17 protein-coding genes are annotated in these 19505 nt (G+C 42.8%); 10 read left to right on the top strand and 7 right to left on the bottom strand.

Going from position 1 to position 19505, the window contains the following annotated elements; translation table 11 throughout:
• Nucleotides 1-27: 27 nt before the first annotated feature.
• Complete coding sequence (locus tag GS399_RS09085) at nt 28-588, bottom strand: type 1 glutamine amidotransferase domain-containing protein (RefSeq protein ID WP_160844289.1); 561 nt, start codon at nt 586-588, stop codon at nt 28-30.
• A gap of 152 nt (nt 589-740) precedes the next feature.
• Here GS399_RS09085 and purN point away from each other — a divergent pair, with 152 nt between their 5' ends.
• The gene (gene purN, locus GS399_RS09090) at nt 741-1322 is read left to right on the top strand and encodes a phosphoribosylglycinamide formyltransferase (protein ID WP_160844290.1); all 582 of its coding nucleotides are present in this window, start codon (nt 741-743) and stop codon (nt 1320-1322) included.
• Nucleotides 1323-1347: 25 nt separating this feature from the next.
• Here purN and GS399_RS09095 read toward each other — a convergent pair whose 3' ends face one another.
• Entirely contained in the window at nt 1348-1833 is a 486-nt protein-coding gene (locus GS399_RS09095; RefSeq protein WP_160844291.1) for a hypothetical protein, read from the bottom strand.
• Nucleotides 1834-1958: 125 nt separating this feature from the next.
• Between GS399_RS09095 and purH the strand changes: the two genes are divergently transcribed.
• The 8 genes from purH (at nt 1959) to GS399_RS09135 (ending at nt 11621) form a co-directional block, all read left to right on the top strand.
• Nucleotides 1959-3485, top strand: coding sequence for a bifunctional phosphoribosylaminoimidazolecarboxamide formyltransferase/IMP cyclohydrolase (purH, locus tag GS399_RS09100; RefSeq protein ID WP_160844292.1), 1527 nt, complete (start codon nt 1959-1961; stop codon nt 3483-3485).
• 128 nt (nt 3486-3613) lie between these two features.
• Nucleotides 3614-4636, top strand: coding sequence for a rod shape-determining protein (locus GS399_RS09105; protein ID WP_160844293.1), 1023 nt, complete (start codon nt 3614-3616; stop codon nt 4634-4636).
• A gap of 76 nt (nt 4637-4712) precedes the next feature.
• Complete coding sequence (mreC, locus tag GS399_RS09110) at nt 4713-5549, top strand: rod shape-determining protein MreC (protein ID WP_160844294.1); 837 nt, start codon at nt 4713-4715, stop codon at nt 5547-5549.
• Nucleotides 5542-6057 (top strand): rod shape-determining protein MreD, encoded by a 516-nt coding sequence (gene mreD / locus GS399_RS09115; protein ID WP_160844295.1) that lies wholly within the window; start codon nt 5542-5544, stop codon nt 6055-6057. Before mreC ends, mreD begins: the two co-directional genes overlap by 8 nt.
• On the top strand, nt 6057-7982 hold the full coding sequence (gene mrdA, locus GS399_RS09120) for a penicillin-binding protein 2 (protein ID WP_160844296.1): 1926 nt from the start codon (nt 6057-6059) through the stop codon (nt 7980-7982). Before mreD ends, mrdA begins: the two co-directional genes overlap by 1 nt.
• A gap of 1 nt (nt 7983) precedes the next feature.
• Complete coding sequence (rodA, locus tag GS399_RS09125) at nt 7984-9243, top strand: rod shape-determining protein RodA (protein WP_160844297.1); 1260 nt, start codon at nt 7984-7986, stop codon at nt 9241-9243.
• A 130-nt stretch (nt 9244-9373) separates the two neighbouring features.
• Entirely contained in the window at nt 9374-10459 is a 1086-nt protein-coding gene (locus GS399_RS09130) for a Gfo/Idh/MocA family protein (protein ID WP_160844298.1), read from the top strand.
• A gap of 118 nt (nt 10460-10577) precedes the next feature.
• Nucleotides 10578-11621, top strand: a complete 1044-nt coding sequence (locus tag GS399_RS09135) for an NHL repeat-containing protein (RefSeq protein ID WP_160844299.1) — start codon at nt 10578-10580, stop codon at nt 11619-11621.
• A gap of 28 nt (nt 11622-11649) precedes the next feature.
• Here GS399_RS09135 and GS399_RS09140 read toward each other — a convergent pair whose 3' ends face one another.
• The gene (locus GS399_RS09140) at nt 11650-12732 is read right to left on the bottom strand and encodes a DUF8457 domain-containing protein (protein ID WP_160844300.1); all 1083 of its coding nucleotides are present in this window, start codon (nt 12730-12732) and stop codon (nt 11650-11652) included.
• An 85-nt stretch (nt 12733-12817) separates the two neighbouring features.
• On the opposite strand from GS399_RS09140, the gene GS399_RS09145 reads away from it, so the two are divergent.
• Complete coding sequence (locus GS399_RS09145) at nt 12818-13393, top strand: thymidine kinase (RefSeq protein ID WP_160844301.1); 576 nt, start codon at nt 12818-12820, stop codon at nt 13391-13393.
• Between the two features lie 241 nt (nt 13394-13634).
• Here the strand turns inward: GS399_RS09145 and GS399_RS09150 are convergent, their stop codons facing one another.
• From GS399_RS09150 to GS399_RS09165, 4 genes are all read right to left on the bottom strand, one after another.
• Entirely contained in the window at nt 13635-14447 is an 813-nt protein-coding gene (locus tag GS399_RS09150) for a porin family protein (protein WP_160844302.1), read from the bottom strand.
• 251 nt (nt 14448-14698) lie between these two features.
• On the bottom strand, nt 14699-16882 hold the full coding sequence (locus tag GS399_RS09155) for a hypothetical protein (RefSeq protein ID WP_160844303.1): 2184 nt from the start codon (nt 16880-16882) through the stop codon (nt 14699-14701).
• Between the two features lie 304 nt (nt 16883-17186).
• Nucleotides 17187-18368 (bottom strand): OprO/OprP family phosphate-selective porin, encoded by a 1182-nt coding sequence (locus GS399_RS09160; protein ID WP_202409414.1) that lies wholly within the window; start codon nt 18366-18368, stop codon nt 17187-17189.
• A gap of 53 nt (nt 18369-18421) precedes the next feature.
• Nucleotides 18422-19471 carry an HAD family hydrolase gene (locus GS399_RS09165; RefSeq protein WP_160844305.1) on the bottom strand — a complete coding sequence of 350 codons (1050 nt, stop codon included), beginning with the start codon at nt 19469-19471 and terminating at the stop codon, nt 18422-18424.
• Nucleotides 19472-19505: the final 34 nt, after the last annotated feature.

Raw genomic sequence — 19505 nt, forward strand, 5'->3', positions numbered from 1 at the left:
CCTTCAAAATTTAGTTTACTTTTTTAATTACGCATGCTGATCGGCATGAACGCCTTCTGCAAATTCTTCGACTATTTTTTGATTAAATGCAGGCAGATCTTCCGGACTGCGACTTGTGACAAATCCGTTATCGACAACCACTTCCTGGTCGACCCAGTTTGCGCCGGCGTTTATTAAATCCTGCTTAATAGACGGGTAAGATGTTAGCTTGCGGCCGTCTATCACACCGGCATTAATTAAAAGCTGCGGCCCGTGGCAGATTGCTGCAACCGGTTTACCTGCTTCAAAAAAAGCTTTCACAAAACTGATCGCCTCTTCATTTAAGCGCAGTTTATCCGGATTGATAACGCCTCCCGGCAATAGTAACCCATCGTAATCATTCGCGTTAGCTTCAGACAAATTTTTATCAACCGGAACTTCGATTGACCAGTCTGTTTTATTCCATGCTTTAATTTTATCTTGCTGAGGCGATACCACATGAACTGTTGCGCCAGCTTCTTCCAACGCTTTTTTAGGACTCGTTAATTCAACCTCTTCAAATCCATTTTCCGAAAGAATTGCGATCTTTCTATTACTTAAGTTTGCCATAGTTATAGATATTTATTTTAATACACTATTAATTACAGCTCCGTTTTTCGATTGTTTAGCCATATTATTTTTTTTACAATCGGCTTCAACTTTTCGAATTTGCCGAAAAGCGCCGAAATCATATATTTGATGGTAACTTATCCGGAATTATTTTGAAAAAACGCATAGCTATTCTTGCCTCTGGTTCAGGGTCAAATGCCCAGAAGATTATGGAATATTTCAAAAAGCATCCGGATGCCGAAGTAGCCATCGTGCTAACAAACAACCCGGATGCTTATGTACTGCAACGGGCCGATAACTTTGAAATACCTTCCCACATTTTTGACAGAGACGAATTTTACGACTCGGACCGTGTAGTAAATCTTCTCAAAAATTTACAGATCGATATCATTGTGCTTGCAGGATTTTTGTGGTTGGTTCCGGAAAACTTGCTAAAAACATTCCCTAATAAGATCATCAACATCCACCCCGCTTTGCTGCCGAAATATGGCGGAAAGGGCATGTACGGCGACCGGGTTCACAAATCGGTGCTTGCGAACAATGAAGAGGAATCGGGTATTACCATTCATTTTGTGAATGAACATTTCGACGAAGGCGAAATTATACACCAGGCACGTTTCCGTATTGACAAAAACGACGACCTCGAAATGATCAAGTTCAAGGGACAGCAGCTTGAGCATCTGCATTATCCAAAAGTTGTAGAAGGATTGCTAAAGAAGATGAAGTCGTTATAAATGCCAGGCCTGGCAAGCGGGGCAATTAAATAAAAATTGGTTTTAGTTTAGTCAGCTCTTTTTTAAAATTCTTTTTCCATCTTATATATTTTGGCAACGCTTTACCTGCCTCGTAATCATTCAAAATATTAAGCAACCGTTTCCGGCTATAAGTTGACAGAGTAAATGAAAATGCGGCTAATGTCAGCACTGAACCTAACACAACCGGCGCTGCAAGCATTTGTGTTTCAAGCTGTGAACCGCCAGGATCGCCGCCGCCTGATGTTGAAATTGCTACAGATCCTGCAACCGCCATTGCTGAAGAAGTAATTACACCAATTTCGGCGCCTTTTCGATAATTAAAAAACATGTTAATTACTGCTTTACTTGAATCATCTTTGCCGTAAAGACTCAAGAAATAAGCTCTGTTCTGAGCACTTTTGGAATAACTACCGGACTTTTGAGGTAAAGATTGAGCTTGAATTTTAAACGTTATTATCAGACTTAAAAGTGCGAGATGTTTAGGTTTCATTTTTGAATTTAAAAATAAATCCAAACTCCTTATAAAATCAGCCTTGACGGGCTGTTTAAAATTGTTGACGAGCTATAAAATACCCTCCCAAATTTCTATCTTTGCGGCTTGAAATAAACACCCGCATGAGTCATCCCGTAAAGATAAAAAACGCCTTAATTTCAGTCTATTACAAAGACAATCTCGAACCGCTGATCCAGGAACTTCATAAACTAGGAGTAACTTTTTATTCAACCGGCGGAACTGAAACGTTTATCCGCAATTTAGGATGCAATGTGATTCCGGTAGAAGACCTGACTGGTTACCCGTCAATTTTAGGCGGAAGAGTAAAAACTTTACACCCGAAAGTATTTGGAGGTATTTTATCACGTCGTGAGCTCAAAGAAGATAAAGCACAAACGGAGCAATATGAAATTCCTGAAATTGACCTTGTCATCGTTGATCTTTATCCTTTCGAAGAAACGGTAAAATCGGGCGCTGCCGAAACAGATATCATCGAAAAAATTGACATAGGCGGCATATCGCTGATACGCGCTGCAGCAAAGAACTTCAAAGATGTAGTGATCGTCGCCTCACAAAAAGAATACTCGAACCTTCTGTCGATCCTTCATGAAAACGAAGGATATACCACGCTCGCACAACGGAAAGAATTTGCGAAACGTGCTTTCAATATTTCCTCACACTATGACACTGCCATCTTTAATTATTTCAATACTGATGAATCTTTCCCGGCATTTAAATACAGCGAACAACAGGTAAAAACACTTCGCTATGGAGAGAATCCGCATCAAAAAGGCGTTTTTTACGGCGATCTGGACTCGATGTTTGCTCAACTTAACGGTAAAGAGTTGTCCTACAACAACCTTGTGGATGTTGACGCTGCGGTTGCCCTTATCGACGAATTTACAGAACCAACCTTCGCGATTTTAAAACACACCAACGCTTGCGGCGTAGCAACCAGAAGCAATCTTTTTGAAAGCTGGAAGTCGGCATTAGCTTGTGATCCTGTTTCAGCTTTCGGCGGTGTTATTATCTGCAACGGAGAAGTTGACGAAAAAACTGCAGCAGAAATCAATAAGCTTTTCTTCGAGGTACTAATCGCACCTTCTTATAGCAAGGAAGCGCTGGCCATTCTTACTGAAAAGAAAAATCGTATTATCCTGATAAGGCAACACGTAAATCTTCCAAAAAAGCAATTTAAAACGTTGTTAAACGGGGTGATCGAGCAGGACAAGGATCATACCATTGAAGGACCGGAAAAAATGACGCCGGTTACTGACCGCAAGCCGACTGAACAGGAACTAAAAGATCTTCATTTTGCTAACAAGCTTGTGAAGCACACCAAGTCGAACACCATTGTACTTGCGAAAAACGGGCAGCTGCTGGCAAGCGGCGTTGGTCAGACCTCGCGCGTAGATGCCTTGAAACAAGCAATAATTAAGGCGAAAGAATTCGGATTTGATCTTCACGGCGCGGTTATGGCGTCGGATGCTTTTTTTCCGTTTCCGGACTGCGTAGAAATAGCTGCACAGGCAGGAATCTCAATAGTTTTACAACCGGGCGGATCAATTAAAGATCAGCTTTCTATCGATAAGGCCAATGAAAAGGCTATTGGCATGGTGATGACCGGTGTACGACACTTTAAGCACTAAAACTAAATCACCGGAATGTTTGCAAAAGTCCGGTGATTTTGTACCTTTTACAAAGTTTTTTTACGACAATAGTATTCGAAAAAAGACGTTAACTTTGCGTACTTTTTTAAAATCATAATCTCTTTTTAATGGGTTTATTTAACTGGTTTACACAAGAAATTGCCATCGACCTGGGTACTGCGAATACCCTCATCATACATAACGATAAAGTAGTAGTTGACGAACCGTCTATAGTGGCTTTTGACCGCACTACAAACAAAGTAATTGCCATCGGTCGGCAAGCGATGCAGATGGAAGGAAAAACCCATGAAAACATTCGTACTGTAAGGCCGTTGAAAGACGGGGTTATTGCCGATTTCAACGCCGCCGAGCATATGATCCGTGGAATGATCAAAATGATCAATAATGGCAAAGGATGGTTTTTTCCTTCGCTAAGAATGGTGATCTGTATTCCCTCAGGTATTACAGAAGTTGAAAAACGTGCCGTTCGCGACTCGGCCGAGATCGCTGGCGCTAAAGAAGTTTACCTGATCCACGAACCAATGGCTGCCGCCGTAGGTATCGGCATCGATGTGGAAGAACCAATGGGTAATATGATCATAGATATCGGTGGCGGAACGACAGAAATTGCCGTTATCGCCTTATCAGGAATCGTTTGTGATCAATCCATTCGCGTTGCAGGAGATAATTTTGACAGTGATATCGTTCAGTATATCCGCCGCCAGCATAATATTATGATTGGTGACCGTACTGCTGAAAAAATCAAAATAGAGGTTGGTGCAGCCCTGCCGGAACTTAGTGATCCACCTGCAGACTTTGCCGTTCAGGGACGAGATTTAATGACTGGTGTTCCGAAACAAATCACCGTATCATACACAGAGATCGCCCACTGCCTGGACAAATCAATTTCTAAAATCGAGGAAGCTATTTTGAAAGCTCTTGAGATCACTCCTCCCGAACTTTCGGCGGATATTTACCAGACTGGAATTTACCTGACTGGCGGTGGCGCCTTGCTTCGCGGCCTTGACAAACGTGTCGCAGCTAAAACTAAGCTACCAGTTCACGTGGCTGAAGATCCGCTTCGCGCCGTTGTTCGCGGAACCGGAATCGCGCTGAAAAATATTGGCAATTACAAATTTTTAATGCAATAAAAAGTAATGAGTGTTGCGAATTGCGTATTGAGATCGCATTCGCAATACGCAATACTTACTACTCAATACTAAAAACATGCGTAACCTCTGGATCTTTCTCAGCAAGTACAACGCATTTTTTCTTTTCATTATCTTTTTTGTCATCTCTTTCGTCCTGCTGGTTAGAAATAACTCGTATCAGCACGCAACGGCGTTCAACTCATCCAATCAAATTATTGGCACCGCATTCAGCCAGGTCAACGATCTGAAAAGTTACCTGAGCCTGAAACAAACCAATGAAAGTTTAGCCAAAGAGAACGCACAGCTCCGCGCTCAATTGAAAAATTCGCTTTACGCTGACACTGTTGAATCAAATAAAGTAAATGATACAGTTGCACATCAGCAGTATAGCTATATTGTTGCCCGCGTAGTAAACAATTCCATTCATCAAAAGAATAATTATATAACGATCAACAGGGGTAAAAAACAAGGAATTACCAAAGATATGGGTGTAATTTGCCCGACCGGCATCGTGGGAATTGTTCAGGATGTTTCAGATAATTTTGCAACTATTCGAACCTTGCTGCATTCCGAATCACGTATCAGCGCAAGCATAGCAGGCTCAAACGCTTTTGGATCGTTAGTTTGGGGCGAAGGAAATTATCGACCGGATTATTCGATTTTAGAAGATGTTCCAAATCATATTATAGTAAAGCGCGGACAAAAAGTCGTTACTTCCGGATTTTCGTTATTTCCTAAAAATCTGCCGATAGGTACTATTACAAAAACCGACAAGCAAGGCGGCAACAACTTCCTCGATATAGAAGTGAAATTAAGCACCGACTTTTCGACACTCGAATATGTGTATGTTGTAAACAATTTAATGACCCAGGAACAGAAAACGCTCGAAACTAATAGTACAAAAAATGAGTAGAGTTATAATTATCACACTTTTACGGTTTTTTCTGCTGTTGTTTATCCAGGTGTTTCTTCTAAAAAACTTTGGCTATTATAACCTGGCGACGCCGTTTTTATACATCTTATTTATCCTGCTACTGCCGTTCAATACTCCAAACTGGCTGTTGTTTGTTCTTGCATTTCTAACCGGTTTAACTGTCGATGCCTTTTATGATACATTGGGAGTAAACGCCGCGGCTTGCACAGTACTTGCCCTGGTACGCGTCCTTTTTATCAGCGTTACAGTACAACGGGACGGATTTGACAATGAACCTGAACCCAGCCTGGGAATAATGGGTTTCAGATGGTTTTTCTTTTATGCGGTCATCTTAACGCTTGTTCACCATACTACCTTGTTCTTCCTGGAAACATTTCATTTTGATGAAATACAATACACGCTCATGCGGATCGTTTTGAGCAGTGTGCCTACCATCTTATTGATGTTGGTTTACGAGTACATTTTTTACAGGAAGAAAGAGCGCTAATGAATAGTTTTTTTGCCCGTCGGTTTGTCATTCAGGCGATATTTATTGTTATGGCGCTGGTTCTGCTGGCCAAGCTTTTCTACATCCAGGTGTTGGATGAAAAATATTACCTGTCGGCGGAAAATAACGTTTTACGTAAATTAGTTATTTATCCTGCACGCGGTCCGATACTGGACCGTAATGGAAAAGTACTCGTACAGAACGAGCCGGTGTACGACATCATGGTAATTCCACGCGAAGTGAAACCCTTTGATACATTGGAATTTTGCCGGCTTATCGGAATTGATAAACCAGGATTTGACAAGCGCTTTCAAAAAGCAAAAAAATATTCACCGTTTCGGGCATCTATTTTCGAGAAACAATTATCGGCACAGCTTTACCAGGTTTTCCAGGAGCGTTTGTTTGATTTCCCCGGTTTTTTTGTAACCAAACGAACCGTGCGGAGCTATCCCGATTCGACAGCAGCGCAATTCCTTGGCTATATTGGCGAGGTTAACGATGCCGCCATTGAAAAATCAGGCGGCTACTACCGTCCTGGTGATTACATTGGTATATCTGGAGTGGAAAAAGCCTACGAGCCAACGCTACGGGGACAGCGAGGCGTTCAAAACTTAATGGTTGACGCGTTTAACAGGCCAAAAGGGCATTTTGCCGATGGCAGGTATGATACGCTTGCGGTTGCCGGCGAGAAGCTGATCTCTTCCTTAGACCTTCGCATTCAACAGCTTGGCGAGCGTTTAATGAAAAACAAAGTAGGCAGCATCGTAGCCATTGAGCCATCAACCGGCGAAATCCTGGCATTTGTGAGCAGCCCGACTTATGATCCGAACTTACTGGTTGGACGCGAACGGGGAAACAACGTGGCCAAACTTTATAAAGATCCATACAACCCGTTTCTTATCCGCCCTATACAGGCGAGGTATTCACCAGGCTCGTCATTTAAACCTGTTGATGGTTTGATCGCGTTACAGGAAGGATTGATTGCACCTTCAACCACATTTTTCTGTCCGCATTTTTACCAGGCCGGAAATCACCGGGTCAGTTGTGAACACTATGACGGAGTAACCGACCTGAGGAAAGGTATTGCCATGTCCTGCAACACTTATTTCTGTAATGTTTTTGAAAAACTAATCAACAGGGCCGGCCCAAGGCAAACAATAAATTCATTCGTTAGTTGGCGTGAAAATGTTCTGAAATTTGGACTCGGAAAAAAACTGGAGGTAGATCTTCCGGGCGAAAGCCGTGGCAACGTTCCAACACCCGAACATTATGATAAGATATTTGGGAAGAACAGATGGAGAAGCAGTTCAATTATCTCTTTAGCAATTGGCCAGGCTGAGTTACTTGCTACTCCCCTTCAGCTGGCTAATATAGAATGTATCATCGCCAACCATGGCTATTACTATACGCCGCACTTAATAAAAGCAGTAGGCGAAAAGCAGATTGTAAAAAAGGAGTTTAAGGAAAGACACAGCGTAGAGGTAAACGCGCAGTATTTTGAGCCAATCATCGACGGAATGCAACAAGTTGTGGAAAGTGGAACAGCCGCTGGCGCACGAATTCCCGGAATTGTCATGTGCGGTAAAACCGGAACTGTTCAAAATAATCACGGTAAGAACCACTCGGTTTTTGTAGCGTTTGCACCGCGTGAAAATCCAAAAATTGCTATTGCTGTAGTGGTAGAAAATGCTGGTTATGGCTCTTCATGGGCAGCTCCGATAGCAAGTTACATGGTTGAAAAGTACTTAACAGATTCGATAAGCAGGCCAAAAGATCAGATAGAATACATCGCAGAAAAAAACCTGTTGCCAGAATTGAAAAGCAAAGCACCCGCAGTTAAACCGAAAACAAAAGCAGATTCTTCGAAACGCGATACTTCGTCAATCAAACAGGTTAAAACCAACCAGTTAAAATCAGCCAGATAGCATGAATAACCAGCGAAACTTATTTTTTAATGTGGATTGGGTAACTATACTTATTTACCTGACGTTATGCATTATCGGCTGGTTCAACATTCATGCAGCGGTATTGGATCCGATACATCCCGGAATCATGGATCTATCCACGAACTACGGCAAACAGCTGCTTTATATTTTGTCTGCACTTGTTCTCGGTTTTTTTATCCTGATAATTGATAGCAAGTTTTATAATAGCTTTTCGCCAATTTTTTACGGACTTACTATTCTTCTGCTTGTTGTTGTACTTGTGGTAGGCCGCAATGTCGGCGGTAACCAGGCCTGGATACCGCTGGGTTCGTTTCGCCTGCAGCCATCCGAGTTTGCTAAGTTTTCAACCTGCTTGCTGCTTGCGCGTTATTTAAGTTCTACAACAACCAAAGTACAGGATTTCAAAACTATTTTGAGTTGCGCGGCTATTATTATCTTGCCGGTGGTTTTAATTATGATGCAGCCGGATACCGGCTCGGCACTGGTATTTACCTCGCTCATTTTTGTCCTTTACAGGGAAGGACTGTCAGGTTATTTTTTGCTTATCGAAGGTCTGTCGATCGTTTTATTCGTATTAACGCTTCTCTATAATAAGTTTTACGTGCTTGCCGGCGTGGTAGTTTTTGCGGCCATCCTTATCTATTTTCTAAAAAGGAATCGAAGTGCAATTCAGACAGTTATCATCGGCGTCATTTATTCGCTTTGTTTTATCTTCTCGGTAGATTTCGCCTATAACAACATACTTAAATCGCACCAAAAAACCCGTATCGATGTCATCCTCGGTAAAGTTGACGATCCGCGCGGACAAGGTTACAATCTAAATCAATCGAAGATCGCTATAGGCTCAGGCCGGCTTTGGGGCAAAGGGTATCTTCAGGGAACCCAAACCAAATATGATTTCGTACCAGAGCAAAGCACCGACTTCATTTTTTGCACGGTCGGTGAGGAATGGGGTTTTGCAGGCAGCTTTGTATTGATCGGTTTATACCTTTTCTTGCTTTTACGCATTATTTTTCTGGCGGAAAGGCAGCGATCGACGTTTAGCCGGGTGTACGGTTATGGCGTAGCTTCCATTATTTTCTTCCACTTTTTCATCAACCTCGGCATGACGATTGGTTTGATTCCGGTTATTGGAATCCCCTTGCCCTTTATCAGCTACGGAGGATCATCGTTGTGGAGTTTTACGATTTTGTTATTCATCTTGCTTAAGCTGGATTCGAACAGGATGGGCATTGTCTGAATACACGAACCTGATTATTTTTATTATTCTATCCTAGTGTCTCCGTTTGATCTCCGACCTGAAACGTTCACAGTACGACCCTTATTTTACACTAAGTCTTAACATTCGTAACTTGCAGAAAACCGCTGCTATGAAGGGTACAAAAACTACTTTCCTGATATTCCTGTTTTGTTCATTCTGTATGAGTGCCTATTCCCAGCAACCTATTAAAGTTGTCATTGCGGGATTGAGCCATGATCATGTTCATAACATCCTTAAAGAATACAATAAAGGCACGGTGACGCTTATTGGCATCGTTGAAGCAGATAAAAGTTTGCAGGAAAAATACAGCAAGCTTTATCATGTACCTCAGGAACTGTTTTCCGATGATCTTCCTTCTCTTCTTTCAAAGAAGAAGCCCGATGTAGTTTTGGGTTATAATCCAGTCGCTGAACATGTAAACCTTGTTCGAGTCTGTGCGCCCTTGAAAATTCCTGTAATGGTAGAAAAACCACTTGCGGCAACTTTGGATCAAGCCCGGGAAATTGCGAAACTGGCAGCTCAGTACAATGTCCAGGTGCTTACTAATTATGAAACTACCTGGTACCCTTCTTACCATGAAGTTTATAAAAATATTGAGAATGACAGTATCGGTTCAATAAAGAAAATGGTCGTACACGATGGACACCAGGGGCCGAAAGAAATCGGCTGCAGCAAAGAATTTTTAGATTGGCTGACAGATCCAGTAAAGAATGGAGCTGGAGCCTTGAACGATTTTGGTTGTTATGGTGCCGACCTGATGACTTGGTTAATGAAAGGGCAACGGCCAATCGCGGTGACTGCCATTGCACGTCATTACAAACCGTCTATTTATCCTAAAGTGGAAGATGACGCAACCATCATTTTAGAATATCCGCAAGCAACCGGACAAATTGAAGCTTCCTGGAACTGGCCATACTCAATTAAAGACCTGGAGGTTTTTGGAGAGAAGGGTTATTACCATGCGTTAAACAGCACAGATATTTTCAGCAGAATGAGAGAAAATAAAACTGCAGATGTGAAAGCTCAACTACTGGAAGCACCGCTAAATGATCCAATAATTTACTTAAAAGCGGTTTTAAAGCAAAAAATAAACTCTAAAAATGATCTGTCGTCACTAACTTATAATATGATTGTGATGGAAATATTGGACGCGGCGAAACGATCCGTTAAGGAAGGTAGACGTATAATCTTATGATCTGGCATTTAATCATCTTGGCGCGAACAGCAAATTACACATTTCCAACACAAAATATAACAACGATTTGAGGATATTTATCACTTTCTTAAATTTACAGTATTAGATCGCTAATACTATGAAAATCAATCCAGTAAGACTTGTTCTCCTCTTGACAATTTCTCTTTCGGGATTAACCCTGCAGCAATGTAAAAAAAACGATATTTCAAAAAGCGCCAAAGCGGAAGTCGCTAATTCGCTTTCAGCTAAAAGCTTTGATGAAACCAGCATATCCGCGCCTTATGTCATCAGAACCCTTGCACATTTCAACAATGTTGATATTAATTTTTCGCGTGTATGTACGGGCCCGGCAGGATACGTTTATGCATCGGCTTATTCTCCTAAAACCAGCGGCGTAATTTATAAAATATCATCAAAGGGCGTTGTATCGAAGTTTGCGAAGCTTGGCACTGGACAATTTTTTACCGGTGTAAAAGCTATGGATAACGGCGATATTTATTACACATCAAGCGAATATGAAGGTCTAAAGGTTTTCAAGCTTACACAGTTGGGTGTAAAAAGTGAGATACGATACACGCTTCCATACCTTATTAGTGATTTAGCGGTTGCGCCCGACGGAACAGTCTATATATCTTCTGCTGCTTACCATTGTATAATGAAAATAACCCCAGACGGAGTGTCCAGTGTTTTAGCCGGACAGCCAAACCAGGAGGGATTTGTCAACGGAAGTGGCCAGAATGCGCGTTTTGCATTTCCATCAACGATCAAATACGCGAGCGAAGGTTATTTAGTTGTCGAAGACGGGCCTTATAACAGGCTACGAAAAATAAGTCTTAACGGGCAAGTCAGTACAATTTATACATTATCGGGCCCCTACCGGGATTATCATATCGACGACTTTTCTATTGTAAAAAGAAAGAGTGACCTGACCGTATCACCATTCGAAAATTTAATCCTTTCTACATCCCTATCTAAATTTATCAAACCATCGCAATATAATATAAATGAAATTTCGCACCTGAGTTACGACGGCAAATTAACTACGATTCTAAAAGATTCAACAAAAGCTGTTCAGTATGGCATGACATTGACATCTGGTAAAGGAATAATTTATTACTACGAATACTACAACAATCGATTCAGAACGATAAGCAGGCAATAGGAATAAGGAAAATTACTTTTTAAAGAAATTATTTTCCAAACTTCCTGTTAAGCAGCTCATACAACTTATCAACCGTAGCTTGTTTTTCGTTCCAGTGATTTTTAACGGCGTAATTTGTTTTCAAAAAATTATCCGCCGCGTCCAGCGTATCAAACCGGTTAACCAGTTCGATCGCTTCGCTGTAAGCGAGACTGTATCCATTAAAAAGCTCTTTAACGAAAAGCAATTTATCGTTCAGGCTTATAATTGACTTCAGATCAGTAACGGTACCTTGTGAAAAACCACTTAAAGCTGTTTGCTGCGTCCGCTGCGCCGATATAATATCATTGATAGTTGGCTTTTTTACTTCCTGTGTCTCGATAGTCGATTCAGGCTGAGGTGTATCTACGCTAATGGTTTTTTCAGCAATCACTACCTCGTTTACAATAGGTTCAAAGGCCGGCTTCTCGGGTTCTTTTACTGGAGTTGGATCGCTCGTTATTTTTGGCAGTTCTGGCGTAGGGGGCGCAGTTTGTGATTTCCTGTTAATTACCTCTCTTTCTTCGTCTGACAGTTCGCGGTCGAACAGCTCATGGGTGGGCTTGCTTTCAAAATCAAACTCCTCATCTTCTTCCGGTTCTAAATCCAGCATAAAGCGAATGGTCGGTTCCGGTTCAGGCTTTTGCTCTTCTTTTTCAGCCTCGGATTCTTTTATTTTAGTTCCGGGTTCTTCAATTTTTTCCTCGTTCCTTTCAACCTCTTTGTCCGCAACCAGATCTTCCTCCGTTTGGGATTCACTATCATCTTCTTTACTGTCAGTAGCATGATTTGCATTTGTTTCCCATGACCATTCGTGCGTAACAGGAGCTGTAGCTTCTTCAGTTTTCACAGGTTCTGAAGCTTGCGCAGGCTCTGCCGCCTTTTCAGGCGCTTCGGCCACTTGAAGTCCGATATCCTGTTTATTAAGTTTTCGCAGTATTTCTATGTGATCAAAAAGGAAATGAGCATTCGCAGAAAAAAGTTCGGTTTCAAGCTCGTTGAATGATTCCGGATTTTGAGAAAGAAATTGGTATTGCTCGGATAATTCCTGAATAATTGTACCAATTTTATTGAAAATACTTTTCTTGTTCATTATCTGAAAATACAAAGATTGACGGGAATGTGTTGGTAATTCGGTGTACCAAAAATAGTATTAAATTCTGATATTAGCCGCTTATATGCTATTTACAGAACATAATCCAGCTCTGAGAACCAAACCTGCAGGAAGCATCGAAGTGATCTGCGGCTCGATGTTTTCCGGGAAAACCGAAGAACTGATCCGGCGTTTGAGAAGAGCGCAGATCGCCCGCCTGGATGTAGAAATATTCAAGCCTAAAACTGATACACGCTATGATGAAACTGCCGTGGTTTCACATGATCAGAACTCTATCCACTCAACTCCTGTTGAAAGCTCCTCAGCGATTTTATTACTCGGTGCCAACAGCCAGGTTGTCGGCATTGACGAAGCCCAGTTTTTTGATGACGAGCTACCTGAAGTTTGCACGAAATTAGCCAATAAAGGCATCCGCGTAATTGTTGCAGGCCTAGATATGGACTTTTTGGGCAAACCCTTCGGCCCGATGCCAGCTTTACTGGCTATAGCAGAAGACATAACCAAAGTGCACGCTATTTGCGTTCGTTGCGGCAACCCGGCAAGTTATTCATACCGGACAGCTCTAAGCGAGTCTAAAATTCTGCTGGGCGAAAAAGAGAGCTACGAGCCACGTTGCCGTTCATGCTTTGCTGAAGGATAAACATAATGCATGCTAAAAAACTTCGGTATCCCAGCTCTTCGCAGATTACGCCAGTAAAGCAAATATTTGTTAATGTGCCATCATGGCTCGCTTAACTGCAGGCGTGTTCATGACCAATGGTTGGTTCCAACTGTATATTTAGGACTGAATGTTTCGATATATCCTGTTCTTTTTCCTGCGGAAAAAGCCTTGAGCGCGAACAGAATAACAGGTATACAACACCTGATCTCTTTCATAACAATCACTGCCCGTTTGCCTTTGCTTTTTTCGCGGCAGCTTTAGCCCTGCCTATCGGGATATTTGTATAAATACTCCATTGCTGATTTTCCTGGCGCCCGTCTATATTTTGCATTACATCGGTAAATCCGCCCGTATATCTTAGTCCGAGAGATAACGATTTTGATTTACCGATACTAAAACCTCCGCCTGCAATCCATCCAAGATCCCATACATTGGTTTCGTCTTTAATATTTCGCGTAAGCTTCAATTCACCTTGCGGCTGATCCGCTGAAAACACGTCCTCTGCTTTTATCCTCAGCCCAATAAGCGGTCCGAGCTCAAAAAAGAAATTCCCGGTTTGATATTGCATAGTCATTGGAAGTGCCAGATACCCGATCCTTCGCTGAACGTCCCCGTCAATAAACTGGGTGTTCAGTGAATCATTTCCCAGGTCATAAGGCTGCAGCTTATTGGCTCCTTTACGCAGCTTAGCAAGCATCTCAAGATTTGCATGCCACTTCTGGTTAAAATGATAGGTAAAAAACAGTCCCAGGTTTACTGAGCTCAGGCTTTTTTGATCACTGATGTTTGATAGACGGCTTAAACCATAATCCACATGAATCCCAAATGAAAGCTCGTCTGAATTAAGTTTATCTCCAAACAACAAGCCCATTACTATCTGCCCCCGGGCGACAGTAGACGTAAACTGAAGGGCGCAAATTATTACAAGGTATTTGATGGCCTTTCTCCATATTTTAAGTTTCCGGCCGTAAAGCCCGCGAATTGATAAAAACTCAATAGAGCGACGTTTATTTTCACCTGTTAATCTATTCATTCGGAGCGTTTTTGCAATGATTGATGAATTGGTTAGTGTATTGTTCTGTTTGCTTCTGTTATTAAAATTAACAATCGGTTGGCCCGGAACGCCCAACTCCACCGCTTTTATGGTTTCATCTTAGAAATTGCAACTTTAATTCTGGCATTTATGACAGCAGCTACATGCTATCAAGGTGGGTATGCCGTTAATGGCGTATTCACAGACTTCCTTTACCCTTGGCAATCAAAAAGAATAGGTAGTGCCGGCTGTCAGCGCCGTCTCCCGCCCCGGAAACCGCCGCCACCACCACTACCGCGATGGAAGTTTTGAAAACGCTGGGTCTGGATCTGGCCACGCTCGCGACTCTGGAACGACTGGTTAAGCTGTTGCCTGGTTCCGCCGTCGCCTCCTATACGCTGCTGCCAGTTGCCGTTCTGGTATTTGCTCCAGTCTCCATTATCATCGCGCCGGTAAATATTGCCGTCATGCCCGGCAAAGGTTCCATTTTTTCCGTTCACTACTTTGGTTCCGTTCGGCCCTACGACACCGGAAGCTCCCCCTGAAGTATTAAAGCCAAAAGCCGTTCCTGCGCCGGTTGTTACGTGGCCTGTGCGAACCCACTGATCACCACGCCCGGCCACGGATGTCCCCCATTGCGCGTAGGGACTATGACCCTGGCGTGTGCCGGCGTAGTTTCCTGTCCACGGATTATAGCCGCCTGCAGCGGTTCTGCCGTTGTACCATCCCTGAACGGTAGCGGCATGTCCGTAACGGCCTGTTGCCGGATTGTAACCTGCTGCAGAGCGAGCGTACCCATAAGGACCGTAGTAAGCCCGGCCGGCTGCCCAACCGCCCGTCCATGGGTTATACACAGCGCCGGCACCCCAGGCACAGGGCCATGGGTTGTAAAACGGGTAATACATCCCCGGCCCCCACCACATATAAGGCGGATAATACCAGCCTGTTCCATAAGCGATGCAAGCGCCGAAAGCTGTTCCGAAAATGAACATGCCGAGATACCCGGAGGTATAACTGCTCTCTACAGTTGTTTCAGTAGGATTAGTCTGTGTAACATAAGTAATATTATAAACCGGCGAACTTGGTGGAATGCTATAAATTTCTTTAGGTATTGAATCCGCTACCTTCCATGGGCCGTTCGGATTTGCCGAGCGAAACCATACCGCGTTATCGCATAAGTAATATTCCGCGCCATCCTTAACCACTTTTGACTGGGTATTCACCGCATATTGCAACTGAGTTGAATCAATTGCTTTAAACTGTGGATCGCCGCTGTAAACCACCTTTACTTTTGCCTCAACATCTTTTTTATTTACAATTGCTGTTGTCGGAACCTGCGCCAGTAACACTGCATCTGAAGACTGTACTGTTCCTGGTACTGAAGCCAAAACATGGGCCTTGGCGGAGTTTTCAGGGATTTTTGAAAAATCTGCCGGCAATTCGTTGCTTGTAAATTGCCATGGCCCTCCGAAAGCAGAAGAACGAAACCATCTGCCGGAAAATAGGACATAATATTGCTTTGTCTTGTTATCAAGGAACAAATCGCTTTCCGTATTAGCGGCATATAAAAGATTGGTGCCGGTTATCTTAGTGTAAATGGGTGAACCTTTCAATAAAATAAGTTCGGCAGGTTTGTTACTGAAATATACTTCTGGCGAAGTAGTATTAGCTGGAGCCGGAATCATTTTTTTCACTTCATCAAAATTCTGACCCGCAGGTAATTTACCCAGTTCCGCCGGAAGTGAAGTTGTTTTCGTCCAGGGACCTTTATAGCTTTTTGATTTGAGCCACACATTCTTTGCAAGCAGGTAATAGTCTTTACCCGTTTGATCGAAGAAAACATCCCAGTTGGTATTGACGATATATTTCAATTTGAGCTTCCCGACAGGCGCAAGTAAAGCAGAATCGCCTTCAACTGTTAAAATGATAGCCGGCGAGGTACTGTAAAATATCTGGGGCGGATCCGTTTTTAACGTCACCGCGTTGGATTGCGATTTGGTGCGGTTCATGTCTGCAATGACCCTGTCAAGTGATATGGTTTCTCCATTGCCCGGAACAAGTTGTTTAAAAAGCGCTGACATGTTTGCCACAGAATCCTGCCCCAGGGAAGGAAAGCGAACATCATTCACTTTCAAGTCGCGGATAAAGACCGTACGTGCGTCTTTATCAGTAAGCGTGTTTGCCTCCAGAGAGGCAACTCCGAGGATCTGCCTTCCACTTTTGGACGTTAGAGAAAAAGCCATTTCGGCCTTGATGTCTTTATAGTTCTTCCAGTCTTCTACCTGTGGTTGATAGTAAATCAATGTTGCTCCATTTTTAACAATCTGCCGTGGCCAGCCGATGTCTTCAATGGGGGTTGTTTGCGCAGTAGCCGCAGCACTAACAACAAACAATACATGTATACTTAAAAGAGAAAATGTTTTTCCAGGACTCATGATCATGAATTTTTACAATAAAACTATCCGACGGTGACATGAAGCTTACAGTCAGGCAAGTATCATCGCAGGCCAAGCGATATATATAAATCAGTTAGTAAAATTAAAGACAGTCGTTAAGGAGTAGTGTTTCGAAAGGCTTCGATACGTTTCATTTTGGAAGATGAAACGAAATAAAATTGTCGCATGAATTTTTGTCGCACGATTTGATGCGACAAAATTTCGTGCGACAAAACTTTAGACAAAAATATATCCCCTAAAAACGCATCACATTATTTCTAAAAAAGTTTACCGGCCGACTTTGTCAAAACGAGATATCCCATTGCACCCTGAATCTCCATTCGTCTGCAGGAATACCGCCGGTTTTATCATAATTAAAGTAGCTTGTTTCGAAGGTCAACTTGTTCGCATGCCCGTTAAAAAACCAATTCACTGCGGCTGAGGTTTCTCTTTTTTTAGTCTGATCTGCTTCCTGGTTGGGCATGTATCCCGCATTTCTCACAGCTAATTCCAGGGGTTTGGGCCACCACTTAATTGCGTTGTGAAAAAAATATCCTGCCTGGATGTAGTAACCATGCAGTTCGTCTTTACGGTTGTTATCGTAAGTATTGATAACGTCTTTGCGATGAAATTCAGATTGCCAGCTAAAGCCGCGATACATAAAAGCGCTTTCAAAATTAAACTGGTTGACCCGGTATTGTCCCGGACCGCCATCCTCGTACCCTGCAAGAGAGCCGCCGCCCGCCTGCGAAAATCGGGTGTACGGACTTTGATTGGTTACAACATTTACCGCCAGCAAACCAACAGGTTTTTTATGATCTTCTAAATCGCTGCCTACAAAGTCAAGATATCTTCCCAGGAAATTCCATTGCAACCTCCCGAAATACATCAAATGGTTATCGTCATTTTCAGAATTACCACGACCAGTTCCGGTAAGCACTCCTGCCCAATAATTAAAATCCGCCACTCCTTTTCCTTTTAGTCTGCCGTAAACTTCAACCCCTTGCTGACGGTCCAAAGTAAATTCGCGATTAATGATTGAGCGGTCGACCATTTGCTGCTCGCCGCTGCTTATTCTTCTTTCACGTGTATATTCCACTTTAAATTGCCCGACCATGAATTTCAACCAATCCCATTTTTCGACCATAATCGTGTAATTCAAAAGATTCGACTGACTTAATTCATATTCCCAGTAATATTTAAGCCAGGGCTTAAAAGCATGTCCTCCAACTTTTAGTCTTGCCCGGTTTATTTTGAAACTGGCTTTATTGTCGCCCTTAAAATCATCAAATGTAACCGGGTCCTGGTCTTCGGGAGTTGCAAAGCGAAACTGAAGACGGCTGCGTATCTGAAGCAGGAATTTATCATCCCTGGTTTTAAACTCAAAGCCTTTTTCGGGGTTATATCTTACGGTAGCCGTTTTTGTCGTATCACTCTCCTCTTCTTGCTGGGCATAGGAAATTTTTGAGACACCAAGCGAAATCAAAAGACAGATAATTATTCGGCAGGCACCTGTTTTTAACATGTCACGAAATTCCTTTACTTCCCAGACGGATAGATCACTTTCCAGTCATTCTTCATGTCAGCTATTGCCCATTTTTTTGCAATCGCTTCGTCCAGTCCTTTATCAAGCGTACCAATATGTGACTTCCTGTCGTATGCCCATTCCCTTACCGAATCAGTATGATGCACATATATTTCAAAATTTTTGAATTTATTAGAAGCCGCCCACTGCAGCATTTGTAAATCGCCATCGGAATTGCCCGCGGCAAATACCGGCCTTCGGCCAATATATTTCATAATTCCAACTGGCTTGCCTTCTTTATCGTCGATAAAATCCAGCTCGGGAGTTTTGATAATAAAAGGTTTTCCATTGTTGTATTCATATTTCGATTTAATACTGCTGCCCACGATCTGGTTTTTCGGTATGCCGTAAACGTCTTCGGCCCAGGCACGCATAAAATCTATTTCGCCCCCGGAAACGATGAACACTTTAAATTGATTCGCCTGAAGGTATTTGACAAGTTCAAGCATAGGCTGAAAAACCAAATCCTTATACCGCTTTTTCTTGATCGGATGTTTTGCAGTATCTGCCCAGCGGCTGACCGTTGAATCGAACTGATCCGTGGTCATACCCGAGTGAGTGATGGCAAAAATCTGCAATAAACCTTTTTGACCCTGTTTCATCATCTCGCCCATGTTGTTTTCCAGCACAGCTTTAAAAGGCTGCTTTGTTTTCCAGTCGGGATGTTTAGGGGCCATCGCTTTCACCTCGTCGAGAGCATAGAACAATTCAAAATAGATCGGCTGTTCTGACCAGAGTGTGCCATCGTTATCAAACGTGGCGATGCGGTCACGTACCGGGATAAAGTCGGCGCTTCCTTCTTTTGTCACGTCGGTAACATAGTCGGTGATCGATTTTTTAACGGCGCCGTCATTCCATGATGGAAGCGGATCTCCACTCGTGGAGGTTTTGGTTGTGGCAGTGCTATCCTGTGATGCGGAACCGGTTTGTTTATCCGGTGAGGATTTGCAGCCCGCGGCCAGCCAGATTACCAGGCATACCGCCAAAAGTTTTACTCTTACCATAATTTTGACTTGTGCAGACGACGAGAATCGTCAC

The organism is Hufsiella arboris (assembly GCF_009834875.1).
GTDB lineage: Bacteria > Bacteroidota > Bacteroidia > Sphingobacteriales > Sphingobacteriaceae > Hufsiella_A > Hufsiella_A arboris.